This window comes from Vibrio sp. T13N (genome assembly GCF_032970445.1).
Classification (GTDB): Bacteria; Pseudomonadota; Gammaproteobacteria; order Enterobacterales; family Vibrionaceae; genus Vibrio; species Vibrio diabolicus.
On sequence record NZ_JAWJYE010000005.1, the window covers coordinates 39,192 to 62,813 of the forward strand.

19 protein-coding genes are annotated in these 23,622 nt (G+C 45.4%); 2 read left to right on the forward strand and 17 right to left on the reverse strand.

Going from position 1 to position 23,622, the window contains the following annotated elements; genetic code table 11:
- The 17 genes from accA to rpsB all read right to left on the reverse strand — a co-directional run bounded on the left by accA (position 1) and on the right by rpsB (position 19,524).
- Entirely contained in the window at positions 1-960 is a 960-nt protein-coding gene (gene accA, locus R2S67_RS09670; RefSeq protein ID WP_005380365.1) for an acetyl-CoA carboxylase carboxyl transferase subunit alpha, read from the reverse strand.
- A 46-nt stretch (positions 961-1,006) separates the two neighbouring features.
- Complete coding sequence (gene dnaE / locus R2S67_RS09675; protein WP_047008875.1) at positions 1,007-4,486, reverse strand: DNA polymerase III subunit alpha; 3,480 nt, start codon at positions 4,484-4,486, stop codon at positions 1,007-1,009.
- Between the two features lie 81 nt (positions 4,487-4,567).
- Complete coding sequence (rnhB, locus tag R2S67_RS09680; RefSeq protein WP_046875505.1) at positions 4,568-5,203, reverse strand: ribonuclease HII; 636 nt, start codon at positions 5,201-5,203, stop codon at positions 4,568-4,570.
- Between the two features lie 9 nt (positions 5,204-5,212).
- Entirely contained in the window at positions 5,213-6,352 is a 1,140-nt protein-coding gene (lpxB, locus tag R2S67_RS09685; protein ID WP_006741666.1) for a lipid-A-disaccharide synthase, read from the reverse strand.
- Positions 6,353-6,471: 119 nt separating this feature from the next.
- The gene (lpxA, locus tag R2S67_RS09690) at positions 6,472-7,260 is read right to left on the reverse strand and encodes an acyl-ACP--UDP-N-acetylglucosamine O-acyltransferase (RefSeq protein WP_317343521.1); all 789 of its coding nucleotides are present in this window, start codon (positions 7,258-7,260) and stop codon (positions 6,472-6,474) included.
- 1 nt (position 7,261) lies between these two features.
- Entirely contained in the window at positions 7,262-7,714 is a 453-nt protein-coding gene (fabZ, locus tag R2S67_RS09695) for a 3-hydroxyacyl-ACP dehydratase FabZ (protein ID WP_005380349.1), read from the reverse strand.
- Positions 7,715-7,946: 232 nt separating this feature from the next.
- A complete protein-coding gene (gene lpxD, locus R2S67_RS09700) occupies positions 7,947-8,978 on the reverse strand; it encodes a UDP-3-O-(3-hydroxymyristoyl)glucosamine N-acyltransferase (RefSeq protein ID WP_317343522.1) in 1,032 nt (343 codons plus the stop codon).
- A gap of 6 nt (positions 8,979-8,984) precedes the next feature.
- Positions 8,985-9,494, reverse strand: a complete 510-nt coding sequence (locus R2S67_RS09705; protein ID WP_005391804.1) for an OmpH family outer membrane protein — start codon at positions 9,492-9,494, stop codon at positions 8,985-8,987.
- Between the two features lie 13 nt (positions 9,495-9,507).
- Positions 9,508-11,922 (reverse strand): outer membrane protein assembly factor BamA, encoded by a 2,415-nt coding sequence (bamA, locus tag R2S67_RS09710; RefSeq protein ID WP_006741664.1) that lies wholly within the window; start codon positions 11,920-11,922, stop codon positions 9,508-9,510.
- A gap of 44 nt (positions 11,923-11,966) precedes the next feature.
- Positions 11,967-13,325, reverse strand: a complete 1,359-nt coding sequence (rseP, locus tag R2S67_RS09715; protein WP_317343523.1) for a sigma E protease regulator RseP — start codon at positions 13,323-13,325, stop codon at positions 11,967-11,969.
- On the reverse strand, positions 13,325-14,530 hold the full coding sequence (gene ispC, locus R2S67_RS09720) for a 1-deoxy-D-xylulose-5-phosphate reductoisomerase (RefSeq protein WP_047008882.1): 1,206 nt from the start codon (positions 14,528-14,530) through the stop codon (positions 13,325-13,327). Before ispC ends, rseP begins: the two co-directional genes overlap by 1 nt.
- 50 nt (positions 14,531-14,580) lie before the next feature.
- Positions 14,581-15,423 (reverse strand): phosphatidate cytidylyltransferase, encoded by an 843-nt coding sequence (locus tag R2S67_RS09725; protein ID WP_048625888.1) that lies wholly within the window; start codon positions 15,421-15,423, stop codon positions 14,581-14,583.
- Between the two features lie 12 nt (positions 15,424-15,435).
- On the reverse strand, positions 15,436-16,191 hold the full coding sequence (locus R2S67_RS09730) for an isoprenyl transferase (RefSeq protein WP_006741661.1): 756 nt from the start codon (positions 16,189-16,191) through the stop codon (positions 15,436-15,438).
- Positions 16,192-16,287: 96 nt separating this feature from the next.
- Positions 16,288-16,845, reverse strand: a complete 558-nt coding sequence (frr, locus tag R2S67_RS09735) for a ribosome recycling factor (RefSeq protein WP_005380330.1) — start codon at positions 16,843-16,845, stop codon at positions 16,288-16,290.
- A 99-nt stretch (positions 16,846-16,944) separates the two neighbouring features.
- The gene (gene pyrH / locus R2S67_RS09740) at positions 16,945-17,670 is read right to left on the reverse strand and encodes a UMP kinase (protein WP_005380329.1); all 726 of its coding nucleotides are present in this window, start codon (positions 17,668-17,670) and stop codon (positions 16,945-16,947) included.
- 147 nt (positions 17,671-17,817) lie between these two features.
- The gene (tsf, locus tag R2S67_RS09745; protein ID WP_012841502.1) at positions 17,818-18,663 is read right to left on the reverse strand and encodes a translation elongation factor Ts; all 846 of its coding nucleotides are present in this window, start codon (positions 18,661-18,663) and stop codon (positions 17,818-17,820) included.
- Between the two features lie 132 nt (positions 18,664-18,795).
- A complete protein-coding gene (rpsB, locus tag R2S67_RS09750; RefSeq protein WP_012841501.1) occupies positions 18,796-19,524 on the reverse strand; it encodes a 30S ribosomal protein S2 in 729 nt (242 codons plus the stop codon).
- A gap of 384 nt (positions 19,525-19,908) precedes the next feature.
- Between rpsB and map the strand changes: the two genes are divergently transcribed.
- Together map and glnD are read left to right on the forward strand one after the other, a co-directional pair.
- Positions 19,909-20,787, forward strand: coding sequence for a type I methionyl aminopeptidase (map, locus tag R2S67_RS09755; protein WP_005380326.1), 879 nt, complete (start codon positions 19,909-19,911; stop codon positions 20,785-20,787).
- A 108-nt stretch (positions 20,788-20,895) separates the two neighbouring features.
- Positions 20,896-23,520, forward strand: coding sequence for a bifunctional uridylyltransferase/uridylyl-removing protein GlnD (gene glnD / locus R2S67_RS09760; protein ID WP_317343528.1), 2,625 nt, complete (start codon positions 20,896-20,898; stop codon positions 23,518-23,520).
- The last annotated feature ends 102 nt before the right edge of the window (positions 23,521-23,622 follow it).

Here is a 23,622-nt window from a genome sequence, read left to right on the forward strand (position 1 = left end):
TTAACAGTAACCGTAGCTCATTAGGCGCTGGTAACGACGTTCACGCAGCGTCTCTTCATCCAATTGCTCTAGATCTTCTAGTTGACGAAGTAGTGTCGCTTTCATATTCGCTGCCATTTGAACATGATCGCGATGAGCGCCGCCTAGTGGCTCTTCAATGATTTCGTCGATCAGTTCAAGCTCTTTAAGACGAGGAGCAGTTAGACCCATCGCTTCTGCAGCTTGCGGTGCTTTGTCAGAATCACGCCATAAGATTGAAGCACAACCTTCAGGAGAGATTACTGAGTATGTAGAGTACTGAAGCATGTTCACGTAGTCGCCTACACCAATTGCTAGTGCGCCGCCTGAACCACCTTCACCAACAACGTTACAGATTACTGGCACTTTAAGACCAGACATCACTTTTAGGTTTTTCGCGATAGCTTCAGATTGACCACGCTCTTCTGCGCCCACACCTGGGTACGCGCCAGCCGTATCGATAAATGTGATGATCGGCATGTTGAAACGCTCAGCCATTTCCATCAAACGTAGCGCTTTACGGTAACCTTCTGGTTTTGGCATACCAAAGTTACGTTTCACTTTCTCTTTGGTTTCACGACCTTTTTGATGACCGATGATCATCACTGGACGGCCTTCAAGTCGAGCCATGCCACCCACAATCGCTTTGTCGTCTGCAAACGCGCGGTCACCCGCTAATTCATCAAACTCCTCAAAAGCGTGTTGGATGTAATCCAGCGTGTAAGGACGTAGTGGGTGACGAGCCAGTTGAGCTGTTTCCCATGCGCCTAGGTCGCTGAAGGTTTTTTTCTTCAGCTCTAAGCTTTTCTTCTCAAGCTGTTCGATTTCTTTATCCAGGTCAATCGCAGAATCACCACCGTGACGAGAGACATCACGTAGTGCTTCAATTTTCGCTTCTAGTTCTGCAATTGGCTTTTCAAATTCAAGAAAGTTTAGGCTCATCTATGAATCCTTGTTTACTCAGCGTCTAACATATTGCGCTGAATTTTTAGTTAAATTCGAGTTCTACCTGGCTTTTGCCAAGTAACTGTTTTAAATCGTCGAGTAATGTATCACTTGGCGTTACTCGCCACTCGGTGCCCAATGTTAACCGCGCTCTGGCGTCGGCACGCTGGTAGTATACATTGACGGGTACGGTTCCGGCTTTGTGCGGTTCTAAAATACGGCTGAACTGCTCAAAAAACTGATCGTTGATCTGAGTTGCATCTATCGATACCGACAAACCACGAGCGTATTTCTCGCGTGCACTGCCGAGATCCATAACTTCACGCGCCGACATTTTAAGGCCACCGTTGAAGTCATCAAAGCTGACCTGTCCAGAAACGACCAAAATTCTGTCTTTTTCGAGAAGTTCAGCGTATCGATCCAGTGCATCTGAGAACAACATCACTTCCATGCGACCACTTCGGTCATCCAGTGTCATAATGCCAATTCGTGTACCACGCTTAGTCGTCATTACACGAGCTGCAATAACCAGACCTGCCACCGTGACAGATTGGTCGCGACGCGTTGGCGTTGCGTCTTTTAGTCGACAACTGGTGTATTTGTTTAGTTCCTTTACGTAGGCGTTAATTGGGTGCCCTGTCAAATATAGACCTAGGGTATCACGCTCGCCCTCTAACCACACTTTTTCTGGCCAAGGCGGAACCTGCGTATACTTATGCTCTACTTCTTCAGGCGCATCCGTTAACACACCAAACATATCCGTTTGACCAAACGCCTCAGCTTGGTGATGTTGACTTGCTGCTTTTACAGCATCATTGAGTGACGCCATCATCGCCGCACGGTGTGGGCCCAGTCGATCCAACGCGCCCGCGTAAATCAGCTTCTCTATCACTCGTTTATTGACGCGTTTTAGATCAACTCGAGCACAGAAATCAAATAGGTCTTTAAAGTGACCACCTTTATTTCTCGCCTCAAGAATCGCATCGATAGGGCCTTCACCTACCCCTTTTATCGCACCAATACCGTAAACAATTGCGCCATTTTCATCAACATTAAAGCGATATAGGCCAGAGTTGATGTCTGGTGGCAGCACGGTGAGCTTCATACGGAAACACTCATCGACCAAGCCAACGACTTTTTCCGTGTTATCCATATCAGCTGTCATTACCGCGGCCATAAATTCGGCAGGATAATGGGTTTTCAGCCAAAGAGTCTGATAAGAAACCAATGCATAAGCAGCAGAGTGCGATTTGTTAAAACCATAACCAGCGAACTTCTCTACCAAGTCGAAGATTTTCATCGCCAACTCGCCATCGATACCGTTCTTTATCGCACCTTCTTCAAAGATAGCACGTTGTTTTGCCATCTCTTCTGGCTTTTTCTTACCCATTGCACGACGGAGCATGTCCGCACCACCTAGCGTGTAACCCGCTAAGATCTGTGCAATCTGCATTACCTGCTCTTGGTACAGGATGATGCCGTAGGTTGGATCAAGCGTCTCTTTTAGCGACTCGTGTTGCCACTTTTCATCTGGATAAGAGATCGCCTCTCGACCATGTTTACGGTCGATAAAGTTATCTACCATGCCCGATTGCAAAGGACCCGGACGGAAGAGTGCTACCAATGCGATAATGTCTTCGAAACAGTCTGGCTGAAGTCGCTTGATCAGCTCTTTCATACCTCGAGATTCAAGCTGGAATACTGCTGTCGTTTCAGAGTTTTGCAACAAACGGAAAGAGGCTGGGTCTTCTAACGGTATGGATTCAATTTGAACCGGTTCTTTACCTTCTCGCTCTAGACGTGGGTTAATCAGCCCTAACGCCCAGTCAATAATGGTTAAGGTACGTAAACCCAAGAAGTCAAACTTAACTAGGCCAGCGGTCTCAACATCGTTTTTATCAAATTGAGTAACCGGAAAGTGACCTTCAGCGTCTGCATAAATTGGCGCAAAATCGGTAATTGTTGTAGGTGAAATTACAACACCACCAGCGTGTTTACCGGCGTTTCGCGTACAGCCTTCCAAAATATGACACATGTCGATGAGTTCTTTAACTTCCTCATCGGCCTCATACAATTCAGGTAGTGCAGGTTCAGCTTTAAACGCCTTATCTAGCGTCATGCCTGGATCGGGCGGGATCAGCTTTGAAATACGATCAACAAAACCAAATGGATGACCCAATACGCGGCCAACGTCACGGATTACCGCTTTTGCCGCCATGGTACCAAACGTGATGATCTGAGACACCGCGTCACGACCGTACATTTCCGCAACGTGGTCAATAACCTGGTCACGTTTATCCATACAGAAATCGACGTCGAAATCGGGCATCGAGACACGTTCTGGGTTCAAGAAACGTTCGAACAGCAAGTCGTATTCTAATGGATCCAGGTCGGTGATTTTTAATGCGTAAGCCACCAAAGAGCCGGCACCGGAACCACGTCCAGGACCTACAGGAATTCCATTATCTTTTGACCACTGGATGAACTCCATTACGATCAAGAAGTAACCAGGGAATCCCATTTGGTTGATAACATCTAGCTCTATCTGAAGACGTTCATCATATTCAGGGCGACGACGTTTCCTCTCTTCCTCATCTGGAAATAGGAACTCTAAACGCTCTTCCAAGCCCTCTCGGGATTTCATGACTAAGAACTCAGTCTCTTTCATCCCTTCAGTTGGGAAGGCTGGTAGGAAGTACTCCCCTAAGCGCACAGTCACGTTACAACGTTTCGCTATCTCGACACTGTTTTCTAACGCTTCAGGAATATCAGCAAACAGCTCGCACATTTCTTCTTCTGTACGAAGATATTGCTGCGGACTGTAGTTTTTTGGCCTACGCGGATCTTCTAATGTGTAACCATCGTGAATCGCTACGCGTATTTCATGAGCATCAAATAGGTCTGGACTCAGGAATACAACTTCATTGGTCGCCACTACTGGCAAGTCTTGCTGCTCTGCCAATTCAACTGCAAAGTGAAGATAAGTTTCTTCATCTGGACGACCGGTACGAAGTAACTCAAGATAAAAGCGATCTGGAAAATGCTGTTTATAAAAATCAACACACCCTTGCACTATTTGACGGTTGCCTTTCAAAAGGCCGCGACCAATTTCCCCGCTTTTACCGCCGGATAATACAATCAAGCCTTCAGACATTTCAGCCAACCAGGCTTTATCAATCACCGGGTGGTGTTGAACATGTCCACGTAAGTACGCTTTTGATATCAATAACGTCAGGTTCTTATAACCTACATTATCCGCCGCAAGCAAAGTCACTTGAGTCAGCTCTTCACCAAACTCGTCCGACTGCATTTTAAAGTCAGCACCGATGATCGGTTTAACACCACTGCTATGTGCCGTACCGTAAAACTTCACCAAACCACATAGGTTGGTAAAGTCGGTCAACGCCATTGCGGGCATACCGAGTTCAGCAACTTTCTTTACGATTGGCGGAACTTTGTTGAGGCCATCCACCATCGAGAAGTCACTATGAACACGCAGGTGGATGAATTTGGGATCTGACATTAACAGGTACCGTGTAACTCTATTTTGTTGGGGATTCTAACCTAAAGAGGTTGGGTTTATAACACCAATTAGATCGTTTGATTATTCTATGCCTAAAGCTTTTTTTACTGGCTTGAAACTCTTGCGGTGTTCACTGATCACTCCGTATTGCTCAATCGCTTCAAAGTGCGCTTTAGTTGGATAACCTTTGTGCTTCGCGAAGCCAAATTGTGGATGAAGTTTATCCAACTCTTCCATCTCTTGGTCACGCACGACTTTGGCAATAATGGAAGCCGCACTGATTTCGGCAACGCGTAGATCGCCTTTTACTACAGCTTGAGCATCCATTGGCAGCTCTGGACAACGGTTACCATCAATCAACACCAAATCAGGTTGAACCTTTAACCCCGCCACTGCACGCTGCATCGCAACCATAGTCGCCTGCAAAATATTCAGTTGATCGATTTCTTCAGGAGAACAGCGCCCGACCGCCCAAGCCAATGCTTTTTCTTTAATTTCAGGAAGCAGCGCCATGCGTTTCTTTTCGGTCAATTTTTTCGAATCGTTCAAACCTTCAATAGGATTGTTAGGATCAAGGATAACCGCAGCGGTGACGACGTCTCCCACCAAAGGGCCACGTCCTACCTCGTCGACTCCGGCCACAAACTGATAACCTTGTGGATATTCAAACGGAGGGAGTTCAACTTTGGTTTTGGTCGCTTTTGGTTTAACAGCCATGATAAATCTCTATTTCTCAATCAATTTTAGAACCGCGTTTGCGGCTTGTTGATCCGCATCTTTACGGATCCAATGATGCATTTCCGTAAACTTATCTAACATCGGTTTATTGTCGCTTTCCAATAAGCGAGAAACCTCAGTAAACAAATTGTCTGGTGTGCACTCATCTTGTAGATATTCTTTGACGAGCTCATCATCCGCCAAGATATTCGGCAATGACACATACTTCGTTTTCAATAGACGTTTAGCTAAGAAAGCGGTAAATGCATTCACACGATAACCCACCACCATTGGACGCTTGAGAAGCATACACTCCAACGCTACGGTACCAGAGGCCAGCATCACGGCATCGGATGCGGTGATGACGTTGCGTGCGGTGTCATCAACTAACTTGAAGTCCAACTCTGGTGCGAGTTCTTTCCAGGCTTGTTCAAACTGCTCACGGCGTTTTTGATTAACAAGCGCGACAACAAACCCCAGTTCTGGAAATTTTTTATGGAGTAACTTGCAGGTTTCAATAAATGGCTCAGAGAGCATTTTTAACTCGCTACCACGACTGCCTGGCAGGACAGCAAGCCACTTTTTATCTTGTTCTAAACCAAGCAACTCACGTGCAGGCGCTTGTTCTGATTCTAGTGGGATGGAATCAGCCAAGGTATGACCAATGAACTCGCAAGGTACATTAAATTTGTCGTAGAACGCTTTTTCAAAAGGAAGAAATGCTAACACCAAGTTCGTTGCCGCTTCTATTTTAAAGATGCGCTTCTGACGCCAAGCCCAAACAGACGGACTCACGTAATGAACGGTTTTAATGCCCGCTTGCTTGAGGTCAAGCTCCAGGCGTAAGTTGAAGTCAGGAGCATCGATCCCGATGAAAACATCAGGCGGATTCTGAGTAAAATACTGAACGAGCTCAGCTTTCACTTTAAGAAGTCTCGGTAAGCGGCCTAAAACCTCGACTAATCCCATCACCGCAAGCTCTTCCATATCAAACAGAGACTCGCAACCTTGGGCTATCATTTTCGGACCGCCAATGCCTACGAACTCAGCGTCTGGATATTGCTGCTTTACTGCTTTGATAAAGCCTTCACCTAGCGTATCGCCAGACAATTCTCCGGCAATGATGCCAATACGTAATGGTCTTTCCATATCTACTTCGCTATTTTTCCTGTGCGCTATGGATAACGGTTTGCCTTATCCATAAAACACAAAAAGATCGTAACCTCAAATTCGGTCACGATCTTTTTATTTATTGGTTCATTCGCCAATTAACGAATAATGCCACGTTCCGTCGTTTCCAGGATATCTGAGAAACGCTTCACAGCCGGCCACTCTTGAGCAATTTCAACCAGAATAGGCTTCACTTCTTCTAGCGTCTTACCTGAACGATAGATTTCTTTATACGCTTTTTGCAGCGCACGAATCTCTGGTTTCTCAAAGCCGTTACGCTTCAAGCCAACAAGGTTCAAGCCGAAAGGAGTCGCGTGGTTACCTTGCGCGAGTACGTAAGCTGGGACATCTTGCACCACTGCTGAGCAGCCGCCAATGTACGCGTAGGCGCCCACTGTACAAAACGGATGAATCGCAGACAGTGCCATCACACCGGCATAATCTTCAACAGTAACGTGACCACCAAGAATCGAGTTATTACCGATATGAGTATGGTTACCAATAACAACATCGTGCGCAATGTGTGCATTCACACATAATAAGTTGTCATCACCAATGATCGTGGTTGCTTTGTCTTGCACTGTGCCGCGGTGAACTTGGACCGCTTCACGAATGACGTTACGATCACCGATAACCACAGTTGTGTCTTCACCACCGTATTTTTTGTCTTGGTTTTCTTCGCCAATGACAGCATGCGGGAAAATACGGTTATCTTTGCCAATAGTCGTGTGACCTTTGATCACAACGTGAGACATCACTTCTGTGCCTTCACCAATTTCAACCGTAGAGGTGATGTACGTAAAAGGACCTACCGTTACGTTAGCACCAATTTTGGCACCCTCTTCTACCACCGCTGCCGGGTGGATTTTAGCGGTTTCATGAATCATATTAAAACTCTCGACGAGCACACTTCAGTTCTGCAGAACATACCACTTCGCCGTCAACTTTTGCTACACCGCTAAATGCAGCAATGCCGCGACGTTCTTTCAGAAATTCTACCTCAATAACCAATTGGTCGCCCGGAACCACTGGTTTACGGAATTTCGCGCCGTCTACGCTTGCAAAGTAGTACAGTTCATTTTCTGTTGGTGCACCAAATGATTTAAATGCAAGTAAGCCTGTTGCCTGAGCCATTGCTTCTAAAATCAAAACACCTGGGAATACTGGTAGTTGAGGAAAGTGACCTGTGAACTGAGGTTCGTTAACCGACACGTTTTTAATCGCGTGAAGGTACTTCTCTTCTTGGAAGTCTATCACTCGGTCGATCAATAAGAATGGGTAGCGATGAGGTAGTAGCTCTTGAATTTCAGAGATGTTCATCGTTTTCTTTTCAGTAGTCAAAGTCGTCTTCCTATATCAATTTTTTGCCGCCAAGATGGCAAACGTGGCAACAGGTCGTAAAGCCGAATCGCTTTGCAATATACTAGCAAAATACGCACCATCTTGGAGTTAAATCTACTTAGAGCGCGTCATTATAGAAGAAAAAGACCCGCATTTCGCGAGTCTTCGTACAGAATATGGAACTAGAGCCTGTTAGCTTTCACGTTAAATACAGAGCGAAAGATAACTTGTTCTAACTTTCTTCTTTCTGTTCCAGTTGTTTTTCAACCGCTTTTAGGCGCTTATTCATCTCATCAATACGGTGAACTCGAGTTGCAGTTTTACGCCACTCTCTGTTCGTTTGTAGTGGAATACCTGATGAGTAAAGGCCTTTTTCTTCGATACTGCGCATTACCATGCCCATACCTGTAATCGCCACACCATCTGCGATAGTGATATGGCCATTCAGAACAGACGCGCCGCCAATCTGGCAGTACTTACCAATTTTTGTACTGCCCGCGACAATAGTACCACCAGGCATCACGGTACCATATCCGATCTGCACGTTGTGCGCGATTTGAAGTTGGTTATCCAGAATGACATTGTCTTCAATGATAGTATCTTCGAGTGCACCGCGGTCAATCGTAGTACAAGCACCAATCTCAACGCGGTTACCGATACGCACTGAACCAAGCTGAGGAATTTTAATCCACTCGCCTTTGTCATTCGCATAACCGAAGCCATCAGAGCCAATGACGGTGCCCGATTGAACAAGACAGTCATCACCCAATGACACTTCATGATAGATAGTGACATTAGCCCAAAGCTTGGTGTTATTCCCTAGCTTGGCGTTCTTACCGATAAAACAACCAGCGCCAACGCTTACGTTGTCGCCGAGTTCCACGCCCGTTTCAATCACGGCGTTAGCGCCGATTGTAACGTTCTCACCCATCTTAACGTCAGCGGCAATCACAGCACTTGGTGCAATATCGTCTGCCGGTTTTGGTGTGGTATCCATCGCTTGGACCACACGAGCAAATGCGACATAAGGGTCTGAAACCACTAGCGCATTTCCACCGCATTGCTCTTTATGCTCAGCCTTTACCATAACAACGGTAGCTTGGCACTCAGAAAGGTGTTTTGCGTATTTTGGGTTAGACAAGAAGGTTACGTCGCCTTCTTGTGCTTTATCCATTGGGGCAACACGGCTTACAACGAGAGACTCGTCACCAAACAGCTCACCCCCGGTAATTGTCGCCAATTCGGCTAATGTTAATGTCTTCATAACTTCTTATTTTAGAGCTTTAATTACGTCTTCAGAAATATTGTATTCTGGCTTGCCGTACTGCAAAGCAGAGATATCAATCACAAGATCGTAACCATTTTTGTCTGCGACTTTCTTAACTGCATCTTGAATCGTTTTGAAAAGCTTCGCTTTTTCTTCAGCTTCACGACGCGCACTTGCTTTTTCAAGTGCTTGTGCTTTCACTTTGTACTCGCTGTCTAGCTTCGCGATATCGATACGTAGCTTTTCAACTTCGTCTTGACCCAAAAGCTCGCCGTCACGTTGTAGCTTTTCGATCTTTGTTTTAGCTTGTGCTTGGATTGACTTCAGTTCATCAGCTTTGCTTTTGAAGTCTTTTTGCATTTTTTGTAGTACAACTTCACGTTGAGGAAGAGCTTGGAAAACTTGAGCTGTATTTACGTAAGCAATTTTCTGTGCAGCTTCTGCCGCATTTGCAAACATTGAAGAGCTCAGTACAAGAAGGCCAATCCCAGCCGCTTTGATCATTTTATTCAAAATATTTTCCTCTTTAGAAAGTTCTACCGATAGTGAATGTGAAGAACTCTTCATCATCGCCATCAAATTTCTTAATTGGTTTCGCTAGTGAGAATACTAGTGGCCCCATTGGAGACATCCACTGCAACGCCGCACCGTAAGAAGAGCGGTAGTTGGTTGGATCTGAGTAATCGTAGTAGTAACGGTCACCATATTCCGCACCTGAATCGCGGTAGTCAAACTCCGTATCCCAAACACTTGCCATATCAAAGAAGATACTGGTACGAATTTGGTTTTGTACTTCTTCTGATGCAAATGGTGTTGGGACAATCAACTCAACACTTGCTAGCGCTACGGCGTTACCACCAACAGAGTCATCTGTTGCTGTATCTGCGCCATTGTTTGAACCAGATGTATCACGGTAAACCGCTTTAGGACCAACAGAGTTTGAGCCAAAGCCACGAAGCGATGTAAAGCCACCTGCGTAGTAGTTTTCGTAGAATGGGAACAAGTTATCGTTACCATCTGTTTGACCGTAACCATTACCGTAACCTAAGCGGCCACGGAACAAGAGGGTAAACTCGTGCTTTTTAGTCAATGGCACATACTGACGAACATCGTACTGCATTTTGAAGTATTGAACGTCAGAGCCAGGTACGGTCATTTTATAGAATGCACGCTGATGGTTACCTGCCGTAGGGAAGTAGCCACGGTTTAAGTTATTACGTGTCCAAGAGATATTGAAATCGAAGTCGTTCGTGTTCAACGCTCCACTAGAATCAATGTTGTCTGCTTGTGCTCGTAAGAACTGCTCTACCTGCAAGTAAGGCGATAAGTTACCGATCTTGTTGTGCGTATAACCGACACCGAATTCAAAACGGTTCAGCTCATCGAATGGGAAGCCCCACGTTAAGCTCGCACCATAGCTTTCGTTGGTATAGTCAACGATATTAGCTTCTTTCGCTTCAAATTCGTTGTAGAAGACCTTACCACCTAAGCTAACACCGTCTAAGTTCCAGTACGGGTCTCGGTAATCTAGACTGATGTTTTTCTGGTAGTCATTCATCATCGCGTTGATACCAACACGGTTACCGCTACCAATAAAGTTATCTTGTTGCAGGCCAACCTGGAAGCTCACTCCCGATTCTGTACCGTAGCCAACACCGAAGTTAACGCTACCAGAGTTCGCTTCTTTGACAGAGTAAACTAGGTCAACTTGATCATCACTACCAGGAACTCGAACCGTCTGTACTTCAACATTTTCAAAGTAGCCCAAACGGTTTAGACGAGTTTTACCCGTTTCAATCGATTTCGAGTTTAACCAACTGCCTTCCATCTGACGCATTTCACGACGAAGGACTTCATCTTTGGTTGAGTTGTTACCCGTGAAGCGGATATCACGAACGTAAATTCGGTTACCTGGATCGACGTTAACGACCAAAGATACTTCTTGATTCTCATCGTCAAACTCAGGAATGGTATTCACTTGAGGATAAGCGTAGCCGGACTCACCAAGCACACGTTTAATACCCTCTTCCATTGAAGTGACCAACGAGCCGTTGTACGTCTCATTGTCTTCAAATGGTACAAGTCGTTCGAACGTCGCTTCCTCACCAATCAAATCACCACGGAACTTTACATCCTTGACGGTATAAACCTCTCCCTCTTCTAAGCCAAGAGTAATGTATACCCCTTTCTTGTCAGGAGAGATTGCAACTTGTGTCGAATCAACGTTAAATTTTAAGTAACCGCGGTCCAGATAGAATGATTTGAGCGCTTCAATATCACCTGCAAGCACTTGTTTTTGGTACTTTTCGTCAGACAGGAAATTCCACCACGGCACATCAACATTCAAGTTAAAACGAGAAAGAAGGTCCTCATCGCTGAAAACTTCATTGCCGATAAAATTGATTTGCTGAATTTTTGCCGACACGCCTTCAGTAAAGACAAACTTTAGGTCAGAACGGTTACGTGGCAGTGGAGTCACCACAGCTTTTACTGTGGCGTTGTATTTACCTACGCTGTAGTAAAAGTCTTCTAAGCCTTTTTCAATGTTGCTTAGCGTGGTGCGGTCAAGCGCTTCGCCTTCACGAACGCCAGATGCGTTCAGGTTTTCTTGTAGCTGCTCGTCCTTGATTGCTTTGTTACCAGAAAATGAGATGCTGGCAATGGTAGGACGTTCTTTGACTTGAACCATCAGAACGCCGCCGTCACGTAACACTTTCACATCTTCAAAGTTACCAGATGCATACAGTGCACGGATAATCTCTGCAACATCGCCTTGGCCAATGGTATCACCGACACGTACAGGCATTTTCAACAACGCAGCACCCAGTGCTACACGCTGCAATCCATCGATTTCAATATCTTGAACTACGAAGTTCTCTGCTCCATTTGCAGATACACTGGTCGCCAGTAAACTTGCAAATAGAATTCGCTTAATCGCCATACTTGTTCTAATTATTCCTTGCTACTGCTTTTGTCTCTGAACTATCACAGACGAGTAAAATCATTAAATAGCGCTAACGCCATGAGCGAGAAGATGATCGCACCACCAATTCTAAAACCCATTTCCTGCACTCTCTCAGGAACGGGACGTCGAATGACTGCTTCAATTGCAAAAAACAACAAATGACCGCCATCCAACATTGGTAAAGGAACGAGATTAATAATACCTAGGTTAACACTAATTAGAGCGAGAAAACCTAAAAAGTAGACCAAGCCATAATCAGCCGTCGCACCTGCGCCTTTGGCTATTGATATTGGACCACTCAGATTATTCAGACCAACGTCACCAACAATCAGTTTCTTAAGCATGCTGATTGTCAAGCCAATGACTTGGCCGGTTTTGTCTACCGCCTTACCTACTGACTCGAATACACCAAACTGAAGGTCGAAGCGATAACTTTCTGGCCATTCTGCGACTTTAGGTGCAATACCTGCAAAACCAACGACTTCTTTGTTAGCTAGCTCACGGCTACCTGGCGTCAGCGTTAATGTTTGCTCATAGCCCTGACGCAATACCGTTAATTCAATCGGTGTATCAGGATTAGAGCGAACCGCTTCAACAACTTGCTTCCACTCCGCGACGCGTTGTTCACCAATAGCGACAATCTCATCACCTGGAAGCACACCTGCTTTTTCCGCCGCTCCACCTTGCGAAACCTGTTCGATAACGCGATACACCTCCGGTGTATACGGCGCAAAACCTAATGACTGCATCGCAGACTGAGTTTCAGGGTCGAACTCCCATTCGCGCAGATCGAGCGTTTTCGTTACTTCTGAACCAACTTCATTCGCTGACGTCAGTGTTACTGTCATCAAATCATCGCCAATATGAGAAATCAATCCCATATTTACCGATTCCCAATCCGGAGTTTTGATACCAGATATCGATTTAAGTTCCATTCCTGATTCAATTCCGGCTTCTGCGACGATCGAATTGGGCGTAACTTCACCAATTACTGGCTTAACTGCTGGGATACCAATAAGAAATACGAGCCAATAGGCGAAAATTGCGAAAAGGAAGTTAAAGATAGGGCCTGCCGCAACAATAGAGGTTCGCTTCCATAGCGGCTTCTTATCAAACGCTAAGTGCTTCTCATGTTCTGGCACCTCATCAACACGGCTATCAACCATTTTTACATAGCCGCCGAGAGGGATCATTGAGATGCTGTACTCCGTTCCGTCTTTGCCTACCTTACTCCAGATAGACTTACCGAAACCGATTGAAAACTTTTCAACTTTCACGCCGCAACGGCGAGCAACCCAAAAGTGCCCAAACTCGTGCACAGCGACAAGAATGCCCAGTGCGACGATAAAAGAAATGAGATTCCACAATATACCAGTCATCAGATACGCTCGCGTATGGTTTCTAGGGCAATAGTTCGTGCCATTCTATCTAGCTCTAACAAGCTTTCCAAGCTATTCGCATTCTCAGCTTTGCAGCTTGCATTGATTTTATTCAACACAGACTCATTGATGCGAGCGATATCCGTAAAACCTAGGCTGTTATTTAAAAATGCATCAACAGCGACTTCATTCGCTGCATTCAGTGCCGTTGTTGCATGTTGACCTTCATAACAAGCGTCAATTGCTAGTTTTAGACATGGGTAACGAGCAAAATCAGGTTGCAAAAACGTCAATTCGCCAATTTGCGTGAAGTCTAGTGGCTTAACCCCAGCTTCAACCCTTGATGGGTATGACATAGTCAGTGCAATAGGAGTCGCCATATCCGGCTCACCCATTTGTGCCAAAACCGAACCATCGCGGTATTGAACCATTGAATGAATAACAGACTGCGGATGAATAATAACCTTTAGCTGCTCGCGAGCCGCATTAAACAACCATTTAGCTTCGATATACTCTAAGCCTTTGTTCATCATCGTGGCTGAGTCAACGGAAATCTTTGGTCCCATCGACCAGTTTGGATGGGCGATCGCCTGTTCAGGAGTCACCTTTTCCAGTTCTGCGATGTCAGTGTAACGGAAAGGACCACCAGAACCAGTCAGCAAAATATGAGAAATGCCATGTTCTTGTAAATTACAACGACCTAAATTGGTTTGTACTTGCTGTGGTAAGCACTGGAAAATAGCATTGTGTTCACTATCGACGGGAAGTAGCTCCGCACCAAACTCTTCTACGGCATCAATAAATAACTGGCCTGACATGACCAGTGCTTCTTTATTTGCCAACAATACTCGCTTACCAGCTTTCACAGCAGCCATGGTAGGCAGTAGACCAGCCGCTCCGACAATAGCAGCCATCACACTGTCAACTTCGTCCAATGAAGCAATATGGCATAGAGCATCCACACCACCTAATACTTCGGTGTTTGGCGAAACCAAATGTAACTCAGATTGGAGTTGAATCGCTGCGGCTTTGTCCGCCATTACCGCGTATTTAGGTTGCCACTGACGACATAGCCCGATCATCTTTTCAACGTTGGTGCTTGCCGCTAAGGCAACGACAGAAAACAGCTCTGGGTTTTGTTCGACCACTTTAAGCGTGCTTGCACCAATAGATCCAGTAGCACCAAGAATCGTTAACTTTTGCATGTTGTAAGACCGTTAGAAAGCTCAGGAGCGACAATGCCGCTCCTGATAAATTAGAATACGTAGTAAAGAAGAGCAAAAACTGGGAATGCTGCGGTTAGGCTGTCAATACGATCGAGCACACCGCCATGTCCTGGGATAATGTTGCTGCTGTCTTTAATGCCTGAGACACGCTTGAACATACTTTCCACCAGATCGCCGAGCACTGATATAACAACAGTAACCAACGTAATCAACACCATATGGACAGGACTGGAGAACTGAATATCAAACCAATCAGCAAATGCCCACGCCACGATCAATGCCGTGATAATGCCGCCAATAAGCCCTTCAATGGTTTTATTCGGACTGACATGTGGCGCCATTTTACGTTTGCCTAAGCTTTTGCCTGCAAAGTAAGCACCGCTATCTGCAGCCCATACCAAGAAACAAACGTATAACACGAGCTTTGCTCCGTGGTATGGATCTACCGTAATGTCATGAGCTCTAAGAATAACTACACTCCAAAGGAATGGAATTAATGTCAGAAAACCAAACACATGGCGTAAAACAAAATTATTTTGCCAAGATTTCGTTGTTTTGGGATAAGTAATCGCCATTAAGCTAGCAATAATCCACCAAACAAAACCAAGGCCCAGCACAACATAATGAGGCGTTGCTAAATGGTTGAGGCTATGTGCGTCAGGCGAAATATATAGAAAACTAAGTCCGGTAACAATGACTGCCGGAACGAGGGCAGCAAAGCGAGAGTTGCTTCCTGTAAATTGAGTCCACTCCCAAAAACCTAATAGGGTAATTGCAGTTAAAGCGGCAATAAAGCCCATTAGGGGTAATTTAAAAATGCCTAAAATAACCAGGGGAGCTAAAATTAGTGCTGTTATTATTCTCTGTTTCAAACTAACTAGTCCTTATTGAGCTGCCATCAATGCCTTTATTTGTTCACCTGTACAGCCAAAACGACGTTCTCGATTGATAAACCAAGTTACAGCTTCAACTAAGCTGTCTTCGTCGAATTCCGGCCAATACTCGGGTGTAAAGTACATTTCTGCATAAGCCATTTGCCACAACATAAAGTTGCTGATGCGACACTCTCCACTGGTACGAATCAAAAGATCCACTTCAGGTAAGTCTGCCATGGTCAAATGCTCAGTGATTAGCTGCTCATTGATATCCTCTACACGAATCTCACCGTTACGTGCTTTTAACGCTAACGTTTTGGCCGCTTCTGTGATGTCCCACTTACCGCCATAATTGGCTGCAATGTTGATCACCATCCCCGTGTTACCTGCCGTTAGATTTTCAGCTTCTACAATCTTCTTTTGTAGACGCTCACTAAATCGACTGGTATCACCGATCACGCGCAACCGTAAATTATTTTTGTGTAGTTTTTTTACTTCACTAGACAGGACCGTGATAAACAGTTCCATCAAAAGACCCACTTCTTCCTCCGGACGACGCCAGTTTTCACTACTAAAAGCAAACAGCGTCATGGCTTTAATGCCAAGCTTTGAAGCAGCAGCCACGGTCTTACGAACGGCATTAACGCCTTTTTTGTGACCAAATACGCGAGGTTTTCCTTTGGACTTAGCCCAACGGCCATTACCGTCCATAATGATGGCAATATGCTTAGGAAGGGAATCAGAGAAGGCTTGAGAATTTTGCATAGGGAGTTAATTGAGTTCCATCAGTTGGATAGACTAACATAAAAAAACGCTGAGCTGTGAGCACAGCGTTTTCCAACAGTGATGTGTGTGGGAGTATTAAACTTCCATCAACTCTTTTTCTTTTGCAGCAAGAACTTCATCGATCTTCTTAACTGCAACGTCAGTTAGTTTTTGAATTTCGTCTTGTGCTTTACGATCTTCATCTTCAGAGATTTCTTTATCTTTTAGAAGCGCTTTTAGATCGTTGTTTGCGTCACGACGGATGTTACGAACAGCAACACGACCACCTTCAGCTTCACCACGAACAATCTTAACTAGGTCTTTACGACGCTCTTCCGTTAGTGGTGGAAGTGGAACACGGATGATAGTACCAGCAGACATAGGATTTAGACCAAGATCAGACGTCATGATCGCTTTTTCTACTTTCGGAGTCAGCTCTTTATCGAAAACCGTGATTGCAAGTGTACGTGCATCTTCAGCAATAACGTTTGCTACTTGGTTTAGAGGTGTTGCTGCACCGTAGTATTCTACAGAAATACCAGATAGTAGGCTTGGGTGTGCACGACCTGTACGAATTTTAGAAAGGTTGTTCTTAAGCGCTTCAACGCTTTTATCCATGCGCTCTTGCGCGTCTTTTTTGATTTCGTTAATCACAGTTTCACCTTAAAAATGTCATCTTTCCTGAAGAAAGCCTAAAACGGTTGAGCAAAGCAAACGCCACCCTAACGCTTTGGGTGGCACCTTGGGACAAGCTTATTCGTTGATTAGCGTGCCTTCTGCTTCGCCCATAACCACGCGACGTAGTGCGCCTGGCTTGTTCATGTTAAATACGCGGATTGGCATTTTGTGGTCACGAGCTAGCGTAAACGCCGCCAAGTCCATCACTTTCAGCTCTTTATCCAGAACTTCTGCGTAAGATAGCTTATCATACAGCTCTGCGTCTGGGTTTGCTACAGGGTCAGCAGTAAATACACCATCAACTTTCGTCGCTTTTAGTACAACATCCGCTTCGATTTCAATACCACGTAGGCAAGCAGCAGAATCCGTTGTAAAGAACGGGTTACCCGTACCAGCAGAGAAGATGACAACACGGCCTTGGCGAAGCTCACGGATCGCATCAGCCCAATTATAGTCGTCACATACGCCTTTTAGAGGTATGGCAGACATAACGCGCGCATTCACGTATGCGCGGTGAAGAGCATCGCGCATCGCTAGGCCATTCATTACTGTAGCAAGCATACCCATGTGGTCACCAACTACGCGGTTCATACCAGCTTCAGCAAGGCCTGCACCACGGAACAAGTTACCGCCACCGATAACTACACCAACCTGAACACCCAGTTCAACCAGTTCTTTAACTTCTTGTGCCATGCGATCAAGGACCGCAGGATCAATACCAAAACCGTCTTCACCTTGAAGAGCTTCACCACTCAGTTTTAATAGAATACGTTGATACGCTGGTTTAGGGTTCGTAGTCATGGAGTTTACCTTCCAAAGAGAGTTGTTGATTAACAGTCATGAATAGACACAAATTCAGTTATGGCTATTCATCACGGCTAATCGTTCACTGCTCATAAAAAGACCGCAGCCAAGGCTACGGTCTAATCTTTATACAGTCTCTAAGGATTAACCTTTTTGAGCTGCAGCAACTTCTTCAGCGAAGCTCATTTCTTCTTTCTTCTCGATACCTTCACCTACTTCTAGGCGAACGAATGTAGAAACTGAAGCGCCTTTTTCTTTCAGCATTTCACCTACAGTTTTCTTAGGTTCCATGATGAAAGCTTGACCTGTTAGAGAGATCTCGCCAGTGAATTTCTTCATGCGGCCAACAACCATCTTCTCAGCGATTTCAGCAGGCTTGCCTTCGTTCATTGCGATTTCAACTTGAACCGCTTTCTCTTTTTCTACTACGTCAGCTGGTACGTCTTCTGGGTTAACGAACTCAGGCTTAGAAGCAGCAACGTGCATTGCAACGTGCTTAAGAGTTTCTGCGTCGCCTTCACCAGCAACAACAACACCGATTTTCTCACCGTGACGGTAAGAAGCAATTGCAGTGCCTTGAACGTATTCTACGCGACGGATAGTGATGTTTTCACCGATTTTAGCTACAAGAGCTACACGTGCGTCTTCGAATTGTGCTTGTAGCTCTTCAACAGTCGCTTTTGAAGCTAGAGCTGCAGCTGCAACTTCTTCTGCGAATGCAGTGAAGTTACCGTCTTTAGCAACGAAGTCAGTTTGGCAGTTAACTTCAAGAAGAACAGCAACGCCGTTTTCTTCTTTGATGATGATTGCGCCTTCAGCTGCAACGTTACCAGCTTTCTTAGCTGCTTTCGCTGCGCCAGATTTACGCATGTTTTCAATTGCTAGTTCGATGTCAGCGTTTGCTTCTACAAGCGCTTTCTTACATTCCATCATGCCAGCGCCAGTACGCTCGCGAAGTTCTTTAACTAGAGCAGCAGTTACAGTTGCCATTCTGTATTCCTCGTTTGATTCGAAATAAGGTAAAAAACAGGGGCCTAACATTGTCGGCCCCCATTGCTAACTATAACTTAGTTTATGCTACACAAAGGTTTCACATAGACCAAGTGTGACACAGAGCCGCTATTATTCAGCTTCTACGAAACCGTCTTTTTCAGCAACTGCAGCTACGTCTTTGTTACGACCTTCAGATACTGCTGAAGCAGCAGCGTTCAGGTATAGCTGTACAGCGCGGATCGCGTCGTCGTTACCTGGGATTACGTAGTCAACGCCGTCTGGGTTAGAGTTAGTATCTACCACAGCGTATACTGGAATACCTAGGTTGTTAGCTTCTTTAATTGCAATGTGTTCGTGATCAGCGTCGATTACGAATAGAGCGTCTGGTAGGCCGCCCATGTCTTTGATACCACCAAGAGATTTCTCTAGCTTCTCCATTTCGCGAGTACGCATTAGAGCTTCTTTCTTAGTTAGTTTGTCAAAAGTACCGTCTTGAGATTGAGTCTCTAGATCTTTTAGACGCTTGATAGACTGACGAACTGTTTTGTAGTTTGTAAGCATACCGCCTAACCAGCGGTTGTTTACGTAAAACTGGTTGCTTGCGATTGCAGCTTCTTTAACAGCTTCAGATGCAGCGCGCTTAGTACCTACGAATAGAACTTTACCTTTCTTCTCGCCAACTTTAGCTAGTTCAGCTAGAGCGTCGTTGAACATTGGTACAGTTTTTTCTAGGTTGATGATATGAACTTTGTTACGAGCGCCAAAGATGAATGGCTTCATTTTTGGGTTCCAGTAACGAGTCTGGTGACCGAAGTGAACACCAGCTTTTAGCATATCGCGCATTGATACAGTTGCCATTTTAAATTCCTCTATGGGGTTAGGCCTCCACATTCCCCATAACTCCGACCAAGCTTCTGCTCAGCACCCCGGAATATGTGACGGAATGTGTGTGATTTAAAGATAAAAGGTTATTCGGATGAAGCTTGCTTCGCCGCTTAGCTTTGCTAAACGAAGAGAACAGTCCTCTATTCCGGCGCGCTTTATACCATATTTTAGCTCACTGTGGCTAGTAAAAATTATTTCTTCACCGTGCCACTTTCTCCTATTTATAAGCAAAACTTTAAACATACGATCGAATTAAGAATGATGCATATTCCTATCTAACTTGGGTTAACGCCCCGATGTCTGATAGAATGCGGCCATTCGCACGTTTACGTGCTTAGGAATAAGTAGAGAAAGCCAATGTCAATCAAGATTAAAACTGCTGAAGAAATAGAACGCATGCGCATTGCGGGCAAGCTGGCCGCAGAGATTCTAGAAATGATCGAACCTCACATCAAAGTTGGTGTGACGACAGAAGAGTTGAACAAAATCTGTCATGAGTACGCTCTAGAAAAAGGCGCATACTCTGCTCCGCTTGATTACCATGGTTTCCCTAAGTCGATTTGTACTTCAATCAACCATATCGTATGCCACGGTATTCCAGCAGAAAAAGACGAAATCGGTAGCAACGGTCAAATGAAGCCAGCGGTACTAAAAGATGGCGACATCTTAAACGTTGATATTACCGTAATCGTTCCAAATGACGAAAATGCGGATCTGAGCGTGCGTCCTCAAGGTTACCATGGTGACACTTCTAAGATGTTCCTAGTCGGTGATGTTTCACCTGCAAACAAACGTCTATGTATGGTTGCTCAAGAAGCACTGTATGTTGGTATGCGTACCGTTAAGCCAGGTTCAACAGTTGGTGACATCGGTACAGCTATCGAGAAATACATCAAAGAGAACAACAAAAACAACCCTCGCAACAAGTTTTCTATTGTGAAAGACTTCTGTGGCCACGGTATCGGCGATGAGTTCCATGAAGAACCACAAGTGGTTCATTACAAGAACAAAGACCGCCGCGTACTAAAAGAAGGCATGTGCTTTACTATTGAGCCGATGATTAACGCAGGTAAATTTGGTTGCTCTGTTGACGCTCAAGACGATTGGACCGTTTACACAGGCGACGGCAAGAACTCTGCGCAATGGGAACATACCATTGTTGTAACAAAAGAAGGTTGTGAAGTACTGACGCTTCGTAGCGACGATACGATTCCTCGCCTAATGAAAAACGCGTAAAGCTAACGACCACTCGTTGTTTACTATATCCCTGCTTCGGCGGGGATATTTTTTATCTGCCACAAATTTGTTAGATTGTAACTAGATTAGCTTGCACGGATGGCAAATATGACACTTCAGTCCCCTCTTACCTTTTCCGATGAACAAATCAATATCGGAGAGCTCAAACAAGAGTTAGAGAAATTTAGCTCCGATCAAAACCAAGAGTTTCTCAATCATCATCCGGTAACAAGCTTGGTTTTAGCCAGGGCAGAATACATGGATCTGCTTCTGAATCGTTTGTGGCAACATTTTGGCTTCAAAGATATTTACAACATTTCTCTAGTTGCCGTGGGTGGCTATGGGCGTGGCGAGCTGCATCCGCTCTCCGATATCGATATTTTGATTCTGTCGAACAATAAGCTGCCGACCGCACTAGAAGCAAAAATCAGCGAATTCATTACGCTGTTGTGGGATTTAAAACTCGAGGTCGGACACGCTGTTCGCACCGTTAACGAATGTGCGGAAATTGGTAAAGCCGATCTGACCGTCGCGACAAACCTTCAAGAAGCGCGTCTAATGTGTGGCAGCGAGGATACCTTTCAGGCACTGAAGAAAGTCGTGTTATCAGACTCCTTTTGGCCAAGTGAAACGTTTTATCGCGCTAAAATTCAAGAGCAGCGAGAACGCCATGCCCGTTACCACGATACGACCTACAACTTAGAACCAGACATTAAGTCGACCCCTGGCGGGCTGCGCGATATTCATACATTAAGCTGGGTCGCCCGGCGTCACTTTGGTGCCACGTCATTGCTGGAAATGAGCCGATATGGATTTTTAACTGACGCAGAATACCGAGAATTGGTTGAATGTCAGGACTTCCTTTGGCGAGTGCGTTTCGCTCTGCACATGGAGCTTCGCCGCTATGACAACCGCTTAACCTTTGCCCATCAAGCACAAGTTGCGGAAAATCTAGGCTACGTCGGTGAAGGCAACCGAGGCGTAGAAATGATGATGAAAGAGTTCTATCGCACACTTCGTCGTGTGGCAGAGCTCAATAAAATGCTACTCAAACTTTTTGATCAAGCGATCATTAATGGTGGTGCGACAGAAAGTGCCGAGATTCTCGATGCCGACTTCCAACGTCGTGGCTCTTTGATTGAAGCGCGGAAACCCGCATTGTTTCAAGCTCGCCCAGAAACTATTCTGGATATGTTCTTACATATCGCGAACGACTCAACCATTGAAGGGGTGAGCCCACCAACACTACGTCAGCTGCGCACCGCGCGCCGTCGACTCAACAAATTTTTGCACACCATTCCTGCTGCGCGTGAAAAGTTCATGGCGTTATGTCGTCACCCTAATGCTCTGCATAAAGCATTCAGCCTGATGCACAGATTGGGGGTTATGGCGGCCTATTTACCGCAATGGAGCCAAATTGTTGGTCAAATGCAGTTTGACTTATTCCACGCCTACACGGTTGATGAGCACAGTATTCGCTTACTGAAACACATTAATACCTTTAGTGACCCAGACAATCATGCGAAGCACCCTATTTGTTGTGACGTCTACCCACGGATGCAAAAGAAAGAGCTGCTGATTATTGCCGCTATTTTCCACGATATCGGTAAAGGACGTGGCGGCGATCACTCTGTTATAGGCGAAGGTGAGGCTTACGACTTCTGTATTGAGCATGGCTTATCAAAGCCCGAGGCCAAACTTGTCGCTTGGTTGGTAAGGCATCATCTATTAATGTCCGTCACCGCACAGCGCCGAGACATTTATGATCCCGATGTGATTACCGAATTTGCCAAAAAAGTCAGAGACGAAGAATCTCTCGATTATCTTGTGTGCCTGACAGTTGCAGATATTTGTGCAACCAACCCAGAACTTTGGAATGCTTGGAAACGAACCTTACTGGCAGAGCTTTATTACTCCACACAACGTGCTTTACGTAGAGGGTTAGAGAATCCTGTCGATGTGCGTGAGCGAATTCGCCACAACCAACAAATGGCCTCTGCAATGCTGCGCAAAGAGGGGTTTGCCGCGCGCGAAATTGAAGTATTGTGGCAACGCTTCAAAGCTGACTATTTCCTTCGTCATACCCATACGCAAATCGCGTGGCACTGCGAACACTTACTTCGCATGGAAGATCCGACTAAGCCTTTGGTCTTGATCAGTAAAAAAGCCACTCGTGGCGGCACTGAGGTGTTTGTATATACGAAAGACCAGCCTGCTTTATTTGCGACGGTCGTGGCGGAGTTAGATAGGCGTAATTTTAATGTACACGACGCACAAATAATGACCAGCAAAGATGGGCACGTGATTGATACCTTTATGGTACTCGATCAACATGGCGAAGCGATCGATGAGTCTCGTCACGCCGCGGTGATTAAGCACCTCACCCATGTACTAGAGGCGGGCCGACCAACCAAGATTAAAACACGCCGTACTCCGAACAAACTTCAGCACTTTAATGTAAAAACCAAAGTCGACTTCTTACCAACCAAAGGTAAAAAACACACGTTGATGGAGTTTGTCGCGCTAGACACACCAGGGCTGTTGGCCAAAGTAGGCCGTACGTTTGCTGATTTAAATATCAACCTTCATGGTGCAAAAATCACCACCATTGGTGAGCGAGCAGAAGACTTGTTTATTTTAACCAGTGATGCAGGGGGAAGATTAAGTGAAGAACAACAAGATGAGCTAAGAGAGAGATTGATCGAAAAGTTATCTGATGAGGTCGCAGCTTAGATCAAACCTGCCAATCTTTTCGGTTCAGGGCGAGAGCGATCTTGCCCACAAGTTAAGCATTTTGGCTAAATATCAGCTATCTAGCTCATACATAGGCTGCTA